Source organism: Nocardiopsis sp. iso_25 (genome assembly GCF_056173305.1).
Genome location: NZ_CM149667.1, coordinates 4,366,139 through 4,381,878, shown reverse-complemented (window position 1 = coordinate 4,381,878; position 15,740 = coordinate 4,366,139). Strand labels below are relative to the sequence as shown.

The 15,740-nt window shown below is 73.6% G+C and carries 13 protein-coding genes; 5 read left to right on the top strand and 8 right to left on the bottom strand.

Features of this window, described 5'->3' with window-relative positions; all coding sequences use genetic code 11:
* Positions 1-85: 85 nt before the first annotated feature.
* Both AC0VX6_RS18820 and AC0VX6_RS18815 read right to left on the bottom strand, forming a co-directional pair.
* A complete protein-coding gene (locus tag AC0VX6_RS18820; protein ID WP_274973973.1) occupies positions 86-460 on the bottom strand; it encodes a hypothetical protein in 375 nt (124 codons plus the stop codon).
* A 252-nt stretch (positions 461-712) separates the two neighbouring features.
* On the bottom strand, positions 713-3,037 hold the full coding sequence (locus AC0VX6_RS18815; protein WP_274973972.1) for a hypothetical protein: 2,325 nt from the start codon (positions 3,035-3,037) through the stop codon (positions 713-715).
* A 748-nt stretch (positions 3,038-3,785) separates the two neighbouring features.
* Between AC0VX6_RS18815 and AC0VX6_RS18810 the strand changes: the two genes are divergently transcribed.
* Positions 3,786-4,676: an SGNH/GDSL hydrolase family protein gene (locus AC0VX6_RS18810; protein WP_475465450.1), complete on the top strand. Its 891-nt coding sequence runs from the start codon at positions 3,786-3,788 to the stop codon at positions 4,674-4,676.
* Between the two features lie 64 nt (positions 4,677-4,740).
* On the opposite strand, the gene AC0VX6_RS18805 is transcribed toward AC0VX6_RS18810, so the two are convergent.
* The 5 genes from AC0VX6_RS18805 to AC0VX6_RS18785 form a co-directional block, all read right to left on the bottom strand.
* Positions 4,741-5,922 (bottom strand): EAL domain-containing protein, encoded by a 1,182-nt coding sequence (locus AC0VX6_RS18805; protein WP_475465448.1) that lies wholly within the window; start codon positions 5,920-5,922, stop codon positions 4,741-4,743.
* 285 nt (positions 5,923-6,207) lie between these two features.
* Positions 6,208-7,446 (bottom strand): beta-ketoacyl-ACP synthase II, encoded by a 1,239-nt coding sequence (fabF, locus tag AC0VX6_RS18800; RefSeq protein ID WP_274973969.1) that lies wholly within the window; start codon positions 7,444-7,446, stop codon positions 6,208-6,210.
* Positions 7,447-7,571: 125 nt separating this feature from the next.
* Positions 7,572-7,829: an acyl carrier protein gene (locus AC0VX6_RS18795; protein WP_047871741.1), complete on the bottom strand. Its 258-nt coding sequence runs from the start codon at positions 7,827-7,829 to the stop codon at positions 7,572-7,574.
* A 107-nt stretch (positions 7,830-7,936) separates the two neighbouring features.
* Positions 7,937-8,893: a beta-ketoacyl-ACP synthase III gene (locus tag AC0VX6_RS18790; protein ID WP_274973968.1), complete on the bottom strand. Its 957-nt coding sequence runs from the start codon at positions 8,891-8,893 to the stop codon at positions 7,937-7,939.
* Positions 8,894-8,895: 2 nt separating this feature from the next.
* A complete protein-coding gene (locus AC0VX6_RS18785; protein ID WP_212643652.1) occupies positions 8,896-9,873 on the bottom strand; it encodes an ACP S-malonyltransferase in 978 nt (325 codons plus the stop codon).
* Positions 9,874-10,115: 242 nt separating this feature from the next.
* Between AC0VX6_RS18785 and AC0VX6_RS18780 the strand changes: the two genes are divergently transcribed.
* Both AC0VX6_RS18780 and AC0VX6_RS18775 read left to right on the top strand, forming a co-directional pair.
* Positions 10,116-11,378: a PucR family transcriptional regulator gene (locus AC0VX6_RS18780; RefSeq protein ID WP_475465445.1), complete on the top strand. Its 1,263-nt coding sequence runs from the start codon at positions 10,116-10,118 to the stop codon at positions 11,376-11,378.
* A 329-nt stretch (positions 11,379-11,707) separates the two neighbouring features.
* Positions 11,708-12,751, top strand: coding sequence for a hypothetical protein (locus tag AC0VX6_RS18775; protein ID WP_475465444.1), 1,044 nt, complete (start codon positions 11,708-11,710; stop codon positions 12,749-12,751).
* Between the two features lie 115 nt (positions 12,752-12,866).
* Here the strand turns inward: AC0VX6_RS18775 and AC0VX6_RS18770 are convergent, their stop codons facing one another.
* Positions 12,867-14,519, bottom strand: coding sequence for an alkaline phosphatase D family protein (locus tag AC0VX6_RS18770; RefSeq protein ID WP_274973965.1), 1,653 nt, complete (start codon positions 14,517-14,519; stop codon positions 12,867-12,869).
* A 128-nt stretch (positions 14,520-14,647) separates the two neighbouring features.
* Here AC0VX6_RS18770 and AC0VX6_RS18765 point away from each other — a divergent pair, with 128 nt between their 5' ends.
* Positions 14,648-15,055 carry a secondary thiamine-phosphate synthase enzyme YjbQ gene (locus tag AC0VX6_RS18765; RefSeq protein WP_212643656.1) on the top strand — a complete coding sequence of 136 codons (408 nt, stop codon included), beginning with the start codon at positions 14,648-14,650 and terminating at the stop codon, positions 15,053-15,055.
* A 169-nt stretch (positions 15,056-15,224) separates the two neighbouring features.
* Positions 15,225-15,650, top strand: coding sequence for a DUF3052 domain-containing protein (locus tag AC0VX6_RS18760; RefSeq protein ID WP_013153961.1), 426 nt, complete (start codon positions 15,225-15,227; stop codon positions 15,648-15,650).
* Positions 15,651-15,740 lie beyond the last annotated feature (90 nt).

The following is a 15,740-nucleotide window of genomic DNA, read 5'->3' as shown; positions in this document are numbered from 1 at the left end:
CGTCGCGGGGACGGAGCGGCCCCCGCGCGGTCGTGCGCGGGGGCCGTGCGGTGTCAGGGCCTTCGGGCGCGGGCGCCCGGGGCCGTCAGTAGACGAGGGGGTTGAACTGGGGAGCGGCGAAGGTGCCGCCGGCGTGGAAGTCGACGCTGCGACCGGCGGGGACCCGGTACTGGGTGGTGGTCTTGGACGGGGAGTTGGCCCAGGTGCCCCGGATCGTCACGGAGTAGGAGACGCCGGAGGAGCTGATGCCGGTGCTGGTGCACTGGCCGGGGTTGACCACGAAGGTGGTGAAGTTGCCGAAGTCGGCGTAGGCCGTGTAGTTGGAGGACACGTTGCACAGGCGGAAGGTGCCCGCGGCCGCGGCGGGGGCGGCGGTGCCCACCGCCAGGCCCAGGGACAGCAGTAGGCCCAGGGCCATGGTGAGGGCGAGCGACTTGCCTCGTGAGAGCACGGCGGACATGGAACTCCTCATTGTGGTCGTGGATCAGGGGGGACCCCACCCGGAAGGGGGCGCTGAGTAGTCAACCACACGCGCAAGGCCACTTCTAGGGTTTGTGTGTTTTTGTTCCTGTCTTTGTGTGCGTTCATGTGGACTTCGTGTGTCTTCAGCGGGTCGTAACGCCCCGTTCGCTGGGGCCGCCGGACCTCTCGGCGGCCCCGGGCACACGAAGAGCGCCCGCCGCCGGGGGCGACGGGCGCTCGTGGCGACGTGCTAGTGCGCGGCGAACATGCCCGCGCGCAGCTCCGCGGCGATGTCGTTGTCACCGCGCAGGGACAGCAGGTCCACCAGCGACTGGGGGTCGGCGAACGCCTCGTCGTCGCTGTCGGTGATCCGGCGGGAGAGGATCTTCAGGGCGTCCTCGGTGGAGGCGGGCGCGGTGTAGCCGCTCAGGTGCAGCGCCCGGGCCGTGGGGGAGTAACCGCTCAGGTCGGTGGCGGGCAGCTTGCGCGCGTCCAGCCGGTCCCCTGCCACGGTGATGAACACGCGGTCGCCGGGCTGGGCGGCCTGGCGGCGCAGCAGGGGGCGCAGGGAGTCGAACGCCGGCTGGTCGCGCCAGACCAGCACCAGCAGGTCCGCGCCCGGAGCGGTCAGGCACAGCAGCCTCCCGGGCTGGAGGCCCAGGTGGGTGGCGTACCCGGTGGGCACGGCCACGGGGGCGCCGTTGAGGTGGTCGGCGGTGATGTCGATGCGGTGCCACCAGCGCCCGTCCGGGGCGCGGAAGCAGCGGGCCGCCATGGCCGGGTCGCTCGCACCCGGCCGCGAGGGCGGTGCGGGCTGCGCGACCGGGGACGTGGGCGGCAGGCCGTGGGCCTGTCCGGGGGCCGGGCCCAGCGGCACGACGCGGTGCGGGTCCAGGGCGGCGGCGCCGAAGGCCGCGGGAGCCCGTTCGGGGCCGGTTCCGTGCTGTTGGGAGGGGGCGGGCTCGGCCGGGGCCGCGGACGGCTGCGCGTCCACGCGCCGCCGTATGGGCAGCCCGTTCTCGGTGGTGGCCCCCGAGTCCTCCGGGGCGGTGTGGCCCGGGTGGTTGGCGGGCATCTCCATGGGCACCGACGGGTCCGTGAACACGTGCCCGTCCCGCAGGCTCACCCCGGGGGTGCTCAGCAGCCAGGCGCGCAGCTCCTGCTGGCGGATGCCGATGCGGCTGAGCCGGATCCCGGCCTCGGTCATGCTGGGGGCGTCGCCCAGCAGTTCCCGGGTCTGCCAGCGCAGCCGGTTGGGGTCGTCGGCGATCAGCCAGCCGTTGTGCATGCGCCGGTCGGTGAACAGGGTGATGATCACCCGCCACAGCGGCGTGTTGAGGGTGGGCACGTCCACCGGGTGGTCGGGGTGGGCGTTGATCAGGCGGTCGATGGTGGTCGCCGCGCCCAGCTGCTCGGACAGCTCGCGCAGGTGCTTGGTGATCGCGGCGCCCTCGGGTGCGTTGAGCCAGCGCAGCAGGCGCTCCTCCACCTTGCGCTGGGCGGAGCGGATCTCGGTGACGTCCACCGCGATCTGCTCCGAGAGCACGCGGATGCTGATGGGGTCGGTGGCGAACAGGCGCTCGGCGGCCACCGTGCGCTCCAGTTCGGGCCAGGAGCGGAACATCTCCTCGACCAGGTCCACCAGGGGGTGCTGGCCCAGCGCCGGGGCCGGGGGGCGCTCCTGGGCGTGGTCGGGCCGCATGGCCTTGGGCGGACCGAAGCTGGGGCGGCGCAGGGTGCGCCCGGGGCCCAGCAGGGAGCTGCGGAACTGCGAGCGCAGGTCGCCCGCGCCCTCGCCGCGGGCGCCGTCGGCGTCCACGGCCTCGGTGCGCAGGGCTGAACCGGGGATCATCGCGGCCGAGCTGACCATGGCCGTGGCCGCCTGCTCCGGAACCGCGGCGCCGGAGGACTCGGCCTCCTCGCCGCGCTGGGCGCGCAGGGCCCGCAGGGTGCGGATCGCGCGCGTCGCCGGGGTCTGCGGCGGGGCCGCGTGCCCGGGGCCCTCGGCCCCCGTCCCGGAACCCGTGGCGGCGGTGAGGTACTCCAGCGCGCTGTGCACGTGCTCGGGCGCGGAGTCGGGCAGCCAGTGGGCGATGGTGCGCACGGCCTCCATCATCAGGGCGGGGGAGGGGGTGGGGCCCCCGGGAAGCTCACAGCAGGGCTGTAGCGCCCGCCAGGCCACCGTGCTCAGGATGTCCATGGGGTCGCAGTCGGCGAGCGCCCACGCGCCGATCTCCTGCGGGCTCGTGGAGATGAGGCGTTCCCAGTCCCCGGCGGTGGCCACGACCGCGCCGCGCACGGGCTCGGAGAGGTCGGAGCAGTCCACCAGCTGGGTGCGCAGGCTCGGCAGGAACTCGGCCAGCGGCAGGTGCGCCCACTGCTCCAGCGCCAGACGGGCGATGCCGTGCGCGAGCCAGGGCGGTCCCGCGATGTCCAGGACGCGTGCGACGGGCAGCGAGTGCCACCAGCCGTCGATCAGACGGTCGTGGTGGAGCAGGGGAGCCACGTCCGGCGACCTCGACCACCGCAGTGCGGGTGCGAGGTCGACGAGGCAGATCGGAGAGACGGCGTTCATCCGCTGGGGACCTCGACCTCCTGGTGTCTGCACGTGAATTGGGGAGGAACCGCACGGGCCTTCGGTTCGATGCACCACAGTACGCGTCCCTCGCCCGCGGGGCGGACCGGACGGGAGGCCGGTCCGTGCGCCAAGGGCGGGCACGGCGAGCCGGGGGACAGGGGTGCCGTGAGCACTCCCCCGAGATCGTACGTCCCCTGACGCCGCATGGGTACCCCCGGGCGTGCCGGGTCCGCCGCGACCGGACCGTGACTGCGTTGTGTGATGACCGTGACAAGGGCGTTCCGGCCCCCGGGCCTGCACGGACGTGTGAGCTACCTCATAGCCGATCCCGGGTTCCTCCCGGGGCGGCCGCTCGTTGGTGTTCACGGCGCCTTCACACGGGCGCCCCCCGCGCGCAACGGGCGCGCACGACCGGTCCGGGAAGCATGGAGCCCGGCGGGGTGTGCCGACACACTCCGTCCCAGGCACTCCGTCGTCGGCCGCGGGTATGCTGGAAGGGCACTGTCCTTCGCCCGGGCGACCTTTCCGGCCGGACGGCCGCGCCCGGTGGCCGACAGGGGTCGACGGTGTTCGGACACGGGTGGTGGCCGGACCGCGACCCGACACCACGATTGCCGTACCCGCGCACCCTCGGCGCGCGCAGGCGTGGGACGGTCGAGCCGGATGATTGGTTGATGTGACAGACCTTGAGACGAATCCCCCAGCGGCCGCTCGCCCCCACAGACCGGTTCCCATCCGGTCCTACGTGGCGATCGGCGACAGCATCACCGAGGGGATGGAAGACGACAGCGGCCCCGACGGCGAGTACCGGGGCTTCGCCGACCGACTGGCGGAGCACCTGGCCACGGTAACCCCCGACTTCCGCTACGCCAACCTGGGCGTGCGCGGGCGTCGGATGCGCCACATCTTCGGCGAGCAGCTCGACCAGACGCTGGCCTGGAAGCCCGACCTGGTCACCGTCCTGGCCGGGGGCAACGACGTCCTGCGTCCGGGAGGGGACCTGGACCGGCTGGCCGAGCACTTCGAGTGGGGCATCCGTCAGCTGCGCGACGCCGGAATCCGCGTGGTGATCCTGTCCGGCCACGACACCGGGTGGATCCCGGTCCTGCGCTACTACCGCGGCCGCATCGCCGTGTTCAGCATGCACATGCGCGCCGTCGCCGAGCGCACCGGCACCGAGATCGTCGACCTGTGGGCGCTCAACGCGCTGACCGACTCCCGCGCCTGGAGCGAGGACCGCCTGCACCTCAACGGCGCGGGCCACCAGATCGTCGCCGCGCGCGTCGCCGACCTGCTCGGCTTCCCCATGGGCCCGCCCGAGTCCTGGACCGACCCGTGGACCACCCCGCCCCGCCAGCTGCCCCGCATCCTGCGCCGCCGCGAGAACCGCCGCTGGGCCCGCCAGTACCTGGTGCCGTGGCTGCGCCGCCGCGCCATGGGCCGCTCCTCCGGGGACGGCCGCCTGCCCAAGCGCCCCGAGCTGGACTACCTGCACGACGAGGACACCCGGTCCCGGATCGCCAGGAGCATCGAGGAGGGCAAGGCCTGGGAGGGCACCTACAACGGCTTCGACCCCGCCGAGAGCTCCCCCACCAGCAGCCCCTCGGGCACCAAGGGACCCGACCCCGTGGACTGAGCGCTCCGCCCGCGCGCGGCGGCGCCCGTGCCGGACCCGGTGCGGGCGCCGTCCGATCCGGCGCTCAGCTGCGCGACAGGGACTGGATAAGGTCGCTGATGTGCACCACGCCCAGGCACTGGCCGTAGGAGTTGATGGCGATCAGGTCGTCGTAGACCCGCTCGTTGTCCTGGCCCGCCACCCGCAGCGCCGCCAGCGCCGACATCCACGCCGGGACCGTGCGCGGGGACTCGGCCAGCCGCAGCGCCGGACGCTTGGCGTGCAGTGCGTGCCCGTAGCGGCCCGTCACCGACAGCAGGAACCGCGTCCGGTCCACGACCCCGACCGGGCGGTCCCGGTGGTCGATGAGGATGACGCTGTTCAGCGCCGGGTCCCCGGTGAAGGACTCCAGCACCTGCTCCGCGGTGGCGTCGGAGTCCAGTCCCACGGGCGGCACCATGAACTCGGTGACCCGGGGGCCGGAGTCCTCCTCCCCGCCCTGCCCGGCGCTCGGCTCGGGAACGGGGGTCACCCGCTCGCCGGGCCGCCACGCGCTGTCGGCGAAGAACGGCCCCGTGCCCACGCGTATCCCGCAGCGGCGCAGCCGCACCACGTCCTCGGCGCTGCCCACGCCCGAGGCCAGCGCGTACACGCCGCTGCCCCGGCCGATCCGCGCCAAGCCCTCCACCACGGTGGCGTGCCGCTGGTCCCCGGCCACACCGGAGACGATCGCCGGGTCGATCCGCATCAGGAACGGCGCGGCCTCCACCACCAGGTCCGGGCGCACCATCGCCGTCCCGAACCCGCACCGGAAACCCGCCGCGCGCAGCCGGGAGACCCCCGACACCACGGTCCTGCGCGCCAGCTCGGCCATGTCCGGGCTGAGCATGAAGGTGATGTCGCGCGGTCGGCGGCCCGCACGGCGCAACAGGCTCTCCACCAGGGGGGCGAACCCCTCCCCGGCCAGGATCCGCGCGGGCAGCGGCAGGACCATCGGCAGCAGGCTCTCGGACACGGAGGTCTCGCGGACCAGGGCCAGGAGCCACTCGGCGACGGCCGCCTCCTCCTGGGGTGTCACCTCCGCGTAGGAGCCCCGCGCGGAGGGCGGCGGTGAGGCGGTGACCTCGACGGCCACCACGGTCCCCGAGTCCAGGTCGACGACGGGCTGGTAGCCGGGAGCGCCCGGGGCGCGGCGGGCCACCGCACCCGGCCCGTCCGGATGCGCCGTGGGAGTGTGTTGGGGATGCAGCGCAGTCACAGTTCTCATGGTGACCCCGAAACGGTCCCACCTGAAGACTTGTCCCCGGCTGTTCCCCTCACCTTCACCGGGGTGTGGGGAGGGCGGTTCGACGGCGTTCACGTCCGGAGGCAATCGCGTACCGACGGTGAGGGGCGCCCTCCCGGACGTGTGCGGGTCCGCCCGTGGCCCTTCCCGCCGTCCCGGCCCCCGCGTCCGCGGCGCCGCCCGGGGCGCGCACGACACCGCCCGCCGGGTTCGTCCCGGCGGGCGGTGTCGTGCGCGCGGACGCGGAAAGGCCGCGTCCGGCGGGGGTCAGGCGCGGCGGAAGACCACCGCGATGTTGTGGCCGCCGAACCCGAAGGACTCGTTGATCGCCGCCACGTCGCCCGCGGGCATGTCCCGGGGCTTGTCGCGGACGATGTCCACGGTCACGCCCGGGTCGAGCTCCTCGATGTTGATGGTCGGCGGGATGCGCCCGTCGTGCAGCGCCAGGATGGTCGCGATCGACTCCACGGCGCCCGCGCCGCCCAGCAGGTGGCCGGTCATGGACTTGGTGGAGGTCACCGCGACGCGGTCGGCGACGGAGTCGCCCAGCGCGGTGCGGATCGCCCGCGTCTCGCCCACGTCCCCGGCCGGGGTGGAGGTGGCGTGCGCGTTGACGTGCACGATGTCCTCGGGGGTGAGGTCGGCGTCGGCCAGGGCCTGGGTGATGGCACGGGCCTGGCCGGTGCCCTCCGGCTCGGGCTGGACGATGTCGTAGGCGTCGTTGGTGTAGCCCACGCCCGAGGCGTGCGCGTACACGCGGGCCCCCCGGCGGGCGGCGTGCTCGGCCGACTCCAGGATGAGGATGCCCGCGCCCTCGCCCATGACGAAGCCGTCGCGGTCCTTGTCCCAGGGGCGGGAGGCGTGCTGCGGGTCGTCGTTGCGCGTGGACAGCGCGCGCATGGACGCGAACGAGGCGATGTTGAGCGGGTGGATCGCGGCCTCGGTGCCGCCCGCGATCACCACGTCGGCGCGCCCGGAGCGGATCATGTCCACACCGTTGGCGACGGCCTCGGCGCTGGAGGCGCAGGCGCTCACCGGCACGTGCGAACCGGCCCGGGCGGTGTACTCCAGGCTGATCGCGGCGGCGGGGCTGTTGGGCATGAGCATGGGCACGGTGAAGGGGGAGACCCGCTTCCAGCCCTTCTCGCGGAAGGTGTCGTACTGCTCCAGGACGGTGAGGATGCCGCCGATCCCGCTGGAGACCACCACGCCCAGGCGGATCGGGTCCACCTCGGGGGAACCGGCGTCCTGCCAGGCCTCCTGCGCGGCGATCAGTGCGAACTGCTGGGTGCGGTCCAGGCGGCGCATGCGCGGCCTGGGGATCTTCTCGGAGGGTTCCTGCGCGATCTGTCCGGCGAAGTGCACCGGGAGCTTCTCGTGCCACTCCTCCGGCAGCATGCTGATGCCGGAGCGGCCGTCGAGGAGCGCGGACCATGTGGTCGCGACGTCACCCCCGAGGGGGGTGGTGGCGCCGAGGCCGGTGACGACGACATCGGTCTTGGACATGATCCGATCGCCCTTCTCGTGGGTCGTTCCCGGCTGCGGGGCCGGGGGCGTTGGCGGATGTGGGAAAGCCGGTCGTGGCGGCGGTCGGGCGGCGGGACGGGGTGGGTCCCGCCGCCCCGAACGGCCTACTTCTGGATGAAGTTGATGACGTCCTGGACCGTCTTGAGGTCCTTGAGCTGGTCGTCCGGGATCTCCACGCCGAACTTGTCCTGGGCGGCGACGGCGATCTCCACCATGGACAGCGAGTCGATGTCCAGGTCGTCGACGAAGCTCTTGTCCGGGGTGACCTCGGAGGGCTCGGTCCCGACGATCTCCTCGATGATCTCGCCGAGGCCCTTGAGGATCTCCTGCTCGCTCTGCTGGGACTGGCTCTGCTGGGACATGTCGTCTTTCTCCTTGCTCGGTGATTCGTGTCGGCTCGGGGACACCACGTGAGCCGCGGGCTCGCGGACCCTGCCGGCGTGGTGTGACCGCGGGTTCGGGCGGGTGCTCAGGGGATGCGGATCACCTGGGCGGCGTAGACCAGCCCCGCCCCGAAGCCCAGGGTGAGTACGGTGCTCCCCGACGGCAGCTCCCCGCGTCCGATCATTCGCGAGAGAGCGAGAGGGATGGACGCGGAGGAGGTGTTGCCAGCGGTGACGATATCGCGGGCCACGAGTGCCTGGGGCGCGCCCAGCTTCTTGGCGATGGCCTCCACGATGCGCAGGTTGGCCTGGTGGGGGACGAAGGCGGTCAGCTCCGAGGGCTCCACACCCGCCCTCTCCATCGCCTCCAGGGCGACCTTGTACAGCTCGGTGGTGGTCCAGCGGAAGACCGCCTGGCCCTCCTGCCAAAGGTACTTGCCCTCGCGCAGGTGGATCTTGGCGGCCCGCTCTCCGGAGGAGCCCCACACCACCGGACCGATGCCCTGCTCCTCGGAGGCGGTGACGACCGCGGCCCCGGCGCCGTCGGCGAAGATCACACAGGTGCCGCGGTCGTCCCAGTCCACCCAGTCGCTGAGCTTCTCCGAGCCGATCACCAGCACGTTGCGGGAGCTGCCGCCGCGGACCATGTCCGAGGCCACGCCCAGGGCGTAGCAGAAGCCCGCGCAGGCGGCGTTGAGGTCGAAGGCGCCCGGGGCGGTGATGCCCAGCTTGGCGGCGACGGTGGCGGCGGTGTTGGGGATCTGGTCCTGCACGGTGCAGGTGGCCACGATCACCAGGTCGATGTCCTCGGGGGACAGGCCGCCGGCGGCCAGTGCCTTGCCGCCCGCCGCCACGGCCATGCTGGTCACGGTGTCCTCGGGGCCCGCGATGCGCCGCTCCCGGATGCCCACCCGGCTCTGGATCCACTCGTCGCTGGTGTCGACGCGCTCTTCGAGGTCGGCGTTGGTCACGACCCGGGAGGGCTGGTACTCGCCGAAGGCGGTGATCGCCGCGCCTCCGGGAGCTCTCGGGGAGCTGAACATGGTTAGCCTTCCTGGTCGGTGGCCGCGGGGTTCCCGGCGTGCTCCTTGACGAGGGCGCCGGCGCGGTCGAGGTCGTCGGGGGTCTTGACCGCGAGGAGTTCGACCCCGCGCAGGGCGCGCTTGGCCAGGCCGGTGAGCGTGCCCGCCGGTGTGAGTTCGATCATCGCGGTCACGCCCAGGTCGGCCAGGGTCTGCGTGCACGCGTCCCAGCGGACCGGGGAGGAGACCTGGGTGATGAGGCGCTCCAGGTACTCGGGTCCGCTCTCGACCACGGCGCCGTCGGCGTTGGAGAGCAGGCGCACCGTGGGGTCGGAGGGGGACAGGGGGGCCGCTGCCGCCCGCACCCGCTCCACGGCCGGGGCCATGTGCTCGGTGTGGAAGGCGCCCGCGACCGACAGGGAGCGCAGCCGCGCCCGCTCGGGCGGGTTCTCGGCGAAGGCCGCGAGCTGCGCGGTGGTACCGGCGGCCACGATCTGGCCGGAACCGTTGTCGTTGGCCGCGGTCAGCCCGGCGGCGGCGATCGCCGCCAGCACCTGCTCGCGGTCGCCGCCGAGCACGGCGGTCATGCCGGTCTCGGTCCGCGCCGCGGCGTCGGCCATGCCCCGGCCGCGCTCGGCCACCAGGGCCATCGCGTCCTTGGGGGACAGGACGCCGGCGATGGCGGCGGCCGTGAACTCACCGACGCTGTGACCCGCGACGGCGTCCAGCAGGGCGCCCTCGGCGGGCAGCGCGGGGGAGGGGGCGGCCAGGGGGCCGAGCACGGCGGAGGCCGCGACGAGGCCGGCCCCGACCAGCAGGGGCTGGGCGACCGCTGTGTCGCGGATCTCGTCCGCGTCCGCGGTGGTGCCGTAGCGCACCAGGTCCAGCCCGGCGACCTCGGACCACGCCTCGACCTGCGCGGAGACACCGGGCAGTTCGAGCCACGGGGAGAGGAAGCCGGGAACCTGGGCGCCTTGGCCGGGAGCAACGATTACAAGCACGACATCAACCTTGCCCTGTAGGAGATCACCGGTCAGAGGGGGAGGAGCACGAACTTACTCGACACCGTTTGTTGGGACTCCACAAAACGGTGCTGAACGTGCTCCCTCGGACCCGGAACCGGTGGGAGAGGTCACCCTCCGACGGTACGCTGCGCGCGCGCCCGGTCACGCCAGCGGTTCGCGCCCGCCGGGGACACGGGGCGGCCCGCCGGCCGGGTGCCGCGGGATGCGAACCTGGAGAGGTGAACACCGAACCCCACCAGACCCCGGACGACCAGGGCGCCACGGCGGCCCCGGAGGGCGCGCACACCTCCGTCCCCACGGAGCAGGAACGCGTGCGCGCCGAGACCGTGCGTCGCCTGGAGCGCTCCATGGGCGCGCTCGGCACGGCCGCCGTGGCCCGCATGGAACAGCGCCTGGGCTGGTTCCGCCGGATGTCGGCCGAGGACCGCTCGTGGATCGGCCTGGTCGCCCAGTCCGGGGTGGCCGCCTTCGTCGACTGGTTCCGCAACCCGGTGCGCGGACGCCCGGCCATCACCGTCGAGGTCTTCGGCACCGCGCCGCGCGAGCTCACGCGCTCGGTCTCCCTCCAGCAGACCGTCGACATGATCCGCGTGGTCATCGACGTGGTCGAGGGCCAGGTGGAGGAGCTGGCCGCCCCCGGCGGAGCCCAGCAGCTGCGCGAGGCCGTGCTGCGCTACACGCGCGAGGTGGCCTTCAGCTCCGCGAAGGTCTACGCGCGCGCCGCGGAGGCGCGGGGCGCGTGGGACGCGCGCCTGGAGGCCCTGATCGTGGACGCCCTGCTGCACGGCGACCATGAGGACGGCCTCCAGACCTGGGGTTCGGCGCTGAGCTGGTCGCACACCCCGGTCGTCGCGGTGGCCGGGGAGGTCGGCGACGACGACGGCGGCAAGGTCCTGGACGACCTGCGCTCGGCCGCGCGCCGCCTCGGCCACGACGTGCTGGCCGGGATGCAGGGCCGCCGCGTGGTCGTGGTCATCGGCGTGGGGGACCGCTACCCGGCGGAGGACCTGCCCGCGGCCGCCGCCGAGCCGCTGGCCGGGCTCTTCGGCTCCGGCCCGGTGGTGGTGGGGCCCGCCGTCCCCGACCTGCGGTCCGCGGGGGCCTCGCTGCGCGCCGCGGTCAACGGGCTGCGGGCCGCCGTGGCCTGGCCGGACGCGCCGCGCCCGGTGCTCGCCGACGACCTGCTGCCCGAGCGCGCGCTCCAGGGCGAGGCCGAGGCGCGCGGGCAGCTGGTCGAGGAGGTGTACGTGCCCCTGCTGGGCGCGGGGTCGCCCCTGCTGGACACGCTCTCGGTGTACCTGGAGCACGCCTCGTCGCTGGAGGCCACCGCGCGGATGCTGTTCGTGCACCCCAACACGGTCCGCTACCGGCTCAGCCGTATCGCCGAGCTCACCGGGCGCACGCCGTCGGACGGGCGCGGCTCCTTCGTCCTGCGGGTGGCGGTCGCCCTCGGGCGGCTCGCGCGGACCGACGACGCCTGACCTCCGGGGTCGGCAGCCTCCGGCGCCTCCGGGGTCGGCCGGTTCCGGCCGCGGCCCCGCGGAGGGGAACCCGCCGCGTAACCTGATCGTTGCCTGTCATGTCCGTCCCCTTATGGAAGTTTCACCAGAGCCGGGTATGTCGGTAACTGGTTGTGTATGCCCGGGGACCACATGAAAAGGGATAGCTTTGTGGTGGGCGGGTTGCCGACGGGACCGTTGAGGCTGCGTCATCCTCGGGCGAAGGTCCCCGCACCGCCCCGTCACGACGTTCTTGGGGGGTCAACGCTGTGGTCGAGCGACCGAGGATAGGGTCCCGGCTCTTCCGTCCGATGATCGATTACGTTCTCGCGCCCACTCAGGAGGGTGAGCTGCGCAGACGGGCGCTGTTCTGGCTCCCCGCGCCGCTGCCCGTGCTGGGCGTGGTCTACCTGCTGGTCGGCGGCGGACTGGCCGCCGCGGGGTGGACGATACTGCTGGCCGCCAGTGTGGGCGTCGGAACGATGCTGCTCGCGCTGGTCGTGCAGCCCACGCCCCTCCCCGAGGGGCTGGTGCCGCAGGTCTCCGCGCGCCGCTCGCTGCACCGCTTCCGCCAGTTCACCGGGCTGCGCATCACGCTTGCCCTGGTGCCGGTGGTGATCGGCGCGGCCGCGTCGGTGATCGGCGGGGGCCTGTACCCGCTGTTCGCCGCGCTGGCGCTGGCCTGGCCGCAGCTGCTGCTGGCCCTGCCCACCTTCTTCACCATCACCAGGGCGCGCCGGGCCATGGAGGCGTGGGGCACCACCGCCTACCTGTGGCACGCGCTGTCGCGCCCGGCGAAGGTGACCTGGCCGGTCATCACCCCCGCGGTGCGCGGCTGGCGCGCCTGGCGGGCCGAGAACGCCCGGCAGGACCGGCGCAAGTCGGAGGAGGAGAAGGCCTGGAAGGAGGCCGTGCGCGAGGAGAGCGAGCAGGTGGGCGACACCGCCGCCGACCCGGCCGCCGCGGAGCGCACCCGGCCCATCCGGCCGGTGGACCAGGAGGCCACCGACGTGCTCCCGCACCTGGAGCCCGGCCGCCCGAAGGCGTCCCCGGCCGCCGACGAGGAGAAGCCGACCGAGGTCCTGCCGCACCTGGGCGCCGCGTCGGGGGACGGGGAGCCCGGCCGGGAGGTCCGGCCGACCCGGGCGATGCCCCACCTGGACGGGGACGCCGAGGCCGGGGACGACGCGGAGGACGGCGCCGGGGCGGAGACCGCCCCCGCCCGCACGCCCCGCGGCACGGTGAACCGGGCCCGGCACATCCTGGAGCAGGGCAGCGGCGCCCTCGGGCTCTCGGTGCGCAAGCCGCGGCGCGGCGCCCAGTCCAGTCGGCGCCCCACGCCCAACAAGCCCTGACCTGACAAGCCCTGCCCCGTCCGGGGGCGCCGTCGGCCGGTCCCGGCCCGCGGCGCCCCCGGCGGCGTTTCGCGCCCGCTCCGCGGGCGGGGGCCGCGCGCCGGTGCGGCGACCGTCAGAGGTCCGCGGTCATGCGCACGTCGGGCAGCGCGTCGCCCCCGCCCCGGGCGCAGTGGTACCAGGAGGCCCGGGCCCCGCGCCCGGCGAAGTCCACTTGGCCCAGGGTGTTGCCGAAGTAGGGGGCCGACCCCAGGTCCCAGCTCAGATCGGGCTCGGGGACCCCCGCCAGCCGCGTCAGCAGCCACCCGATCGCGCGCAGCGGGCGGCTCACCGACAGCCGGACCATGCGGCGCATGCTCGTCGGGGCCTGGTTGCACAGCGGGGAGGAGACCAGCTGGGTCACCCGGCTCGCGCCGCCCCCGCGGTGGCGGGCGCGCGCCAGGTAGGAGAAGTGCACGTCCCCGCCCAGGAACAGCACGGTGGCCGGTGCCGGTCCCCGTTCGCCCCGCGCCAGCTCGCCCACGGCGTCGGACAGGCGGCGGAAGGAGTACTGGAAGGCCGCCCAGTGCTCCAGGTCGATGTCCTGGCGCAGCCGTTCGGCGGGCCCCGTCAGCCACCGCCCCCAGGCGCCCGCGCACACCGCCTCGTTCCACGCCTCCAGCCGGTGCACGGCCGGGGGCAGCAGCACCGGGACGGTCGAGGCGACCACGACGTGGTCCGGCCCGCCGGTCAGGTGCCCGTCCAGCCAGTCGTGGCCCTGGGGTCCCAGGATCGACCTGGACCCGTCGGAGGGGTCGCCCTCGCCCAGGGCGCGGGAGCAGCGGGTGTCGGCCATCACGAGCCGCACCCCGCCGAAGTCGTGGTGGTGCCCCCACTGGTAGCTCGACGGCTCGCTGTGGGCCTGCCAGGCGAAGGCGTCGACCAGCTCCTCGGCGTCGCCGTCGGCGTCGCGCACCCGCTTCCACAGCCGGTCGCGGTCCCTCTCCTGCTCGGAGAGGTTGCCCAGGTGCTGGTACACCCAGTAGGAGCCCAGGCCGCTGGTGATGCGCCTGCGCCACCAGGGTCGCCGGTCCATGGCGCGCCGCCAGGCGGCGGAGGTGTTCCAGTCGTCGCGGACGTCGTGGTCGTCGAAGACCATCAGGGTCGGCACGGTGGACAGCAGCCACCGCACCTGCGGGTCGCTCCAGGCCTGCCGGTACAGCTCGGCGTACTCGTCGTAGTACACGACCTCGTCGTCGGGGTCGTCGCGGGCGCCCCCGCGGGCGCGCCGCTCGCGCAGGAACGCGAGCATCGACTCCCGCACCTCGTCGGCGTAGACCTGGTCGCCGATGAGCAGCAGCGCCAGGTTGCCCTCGACCGGTTCGCGGGCCAGCCCCCTGGCCGTGGCGCGCAGCATGTCGGGACCGTAGCGGACCACGCCCTCGGGCGAGTCGTGGGTGGGCGTGTGGCAGGACCCGTACAGCAGCCGCGTGGGCGCCTCCGGGTCCACGGTGCGCACCGTGCTGGGCGGGAAGGGGCTGTCCGGCTCCGGCCAGACCCGGTCCTCGTCCAGGAAGACCTCGTAGGGCAGGCGGGCGCCCGGGGCCAGCCCCGCCACCGTGCAGACGGCGTAGTGGTGGCCGTGCACGGTGAAGGTCCGCGCGGTCGCCTCGGCGGCGCCGTCGACCACGACGCGCACCGCGCAGGGGGCGTCCGTCTCCACCCACACCGTGGCGGTGGTCTCCCCCGGGTGCCTGAGCAGGGGCCCCAGAAGTAAAGAAGCAGTCACCGTTTCGCCTCCTTTCGACCAGGTTCGCACATGTGGGGGACGAGTATGGCCCCTCGCGGGGCCGAGCGCCATCCACAGCCGGGACCGGGATGGTTGCACGAGCGCCGCGCCTGCGCGAAGGTGGCGCTATGAGGACACAGATCCTGGAGCTGCACACCGGTGGATCGGAGAGCATCACCGACATCACCCGCCAGTGCGGCGACTTCGTCGCCGGGGCCGGAGGGGACGGACTGCTCAACGTCTTCGTCCCGCACGCCACGGCGGGTGTGGCGATCATCGAGCTCGGGGCGGGGTCCGACGACGACCTCCTCGCCTCCCTGGCCGACCTGCTGCCCGCCGACGACCGGTGGCGGCACAAGCACGGCTCGCGGGGTCACGGCAGGTCGCACGTGATGCCCGCCTTCGTCGCACCCCAGACCACCGTCCCCGTCGTCGGCGGCAGACTCGAACTGGGCACGTGGCAGTCCATCGCCGTGGTGGACCTCAACGTGGACAACCCCGACCGGCGGGTGCGCCTGTCCTACCTCTCGTCCTGACGGGCAAGGTTTGGCAGCGCGTTGACGGAACATGCCGCTAGCGTGTGAACTAGGCCATCAGCGATGGTCAGCGGACCCACGTGCCGGGCGCGCAAACAGCCCGGCGTCGTTGTGACAACTGCTTCGTGCAGGCAAGATTGAGAAAAACCATCTGTGGAGGAGAACTTTCGTGAGCGCGACCGCGGGCCAGGCACAGAGCGAACGCGGCTTGGCTGACCGACTCGGATTCAAGCCGGGTCAGGTGGTGCAGGAATTCGGCTTCGACGACGACGTCGACGAGAACCTGCGCGCATCCATCACCGAACTCACCGGTGAGGAGCTGGTCGACGAGGACTACGACGGCGACGTCGACGCGGCACTGCTGTGGTGGCGGTCCGACGAGGAGGAGGACCTCACCGACGCGCTGATGGACACCGTGACCACCATCGCCGACGGCGGAACCATCCTGGTGCTCACGCCCAAGGCGGGCCGTGACCTGCACGTGTCGCCCAACGAGGTCGCCGAGGCCGCGACGACGTCGGGCCTCTCCCAGACCAGCGCGGTCAGCATCGGCGCGGACTGGTCGGGTACGCGTCTGGTCGTTCCCAAGCGGTGACGGACGTCACCCGCCAAGGGTGAGGCATCCGGTGCCGCGCGTCCCCGAGGCGGGCGCGCGGCGCTGAGGAGTGCCCGCCGACGAAAGGGA

What these genes read in the sequence shown, in the direction of transcription:
- AC0VX6_RS18815 (WP_274973972.1), bottom strand. Translation starts at nt 3,037, where the DNA reads ATGAACGCCGTCTCTCCGATCTGCCTCGTCGACCTCGCACCCGCACTG.
- AC0VX6_RS18765 (WP_212643656.1), top strand. Translation starts at nt 14,648, where the DNA reads ATGAGGACACAGATCCTGGAGCTGCACACCGGTGGATCGGAGAGCATC.
- AC0VX6_RS18820 (WP_274973973.1), bottom strand. Translation starts at nt 460, where the DNA reads ATGTCCGCCGTGCTCTCACGAGGCAAGTCGCTCGCCCTCACCATGGCC.
- AC0VX6_RS18795 (WP_047871741.1), bottom strand. Translation starts at nt 7,829, where the DNA reads ATGTCCCAGCAGAGCCAGTCCCAGCAGAGCGAGCAGGAGATCCTCAAG.
- AC0VX6_RS18805 (WP_475465448.1), bottom strand. Translation starts at nt 5,922, where the DNA reads ATGAGAACTGTGACTGCGCTGCATCCCCAACACACTCCCACGGCGCAT.
- fabF (WP_274973969.1), bottom strand. Translation starts at nt 7,446, where the DNA reads ATGTCCAAGACCGATGTCGTCGTCACCGGCCTCGGCGCCACCACCCCC.
- AC0VX6_RS18790 (WP_274973968.1), bottom strand. Translation starts at nt 8,893, where the DNA reads ATGTTCAGCTCCCCGAGAGCTCCCGGAGGCGCGGCGATCACCGCCTTC.
- AC0VX6_RS18775 (WP_475465444.1), top strand. Translation starts at nt 11,708, where the DNA reads ATGATCGATTACGTTCTCGCGCCCACTCAGGAGGGTGAGCTGCGCAGA.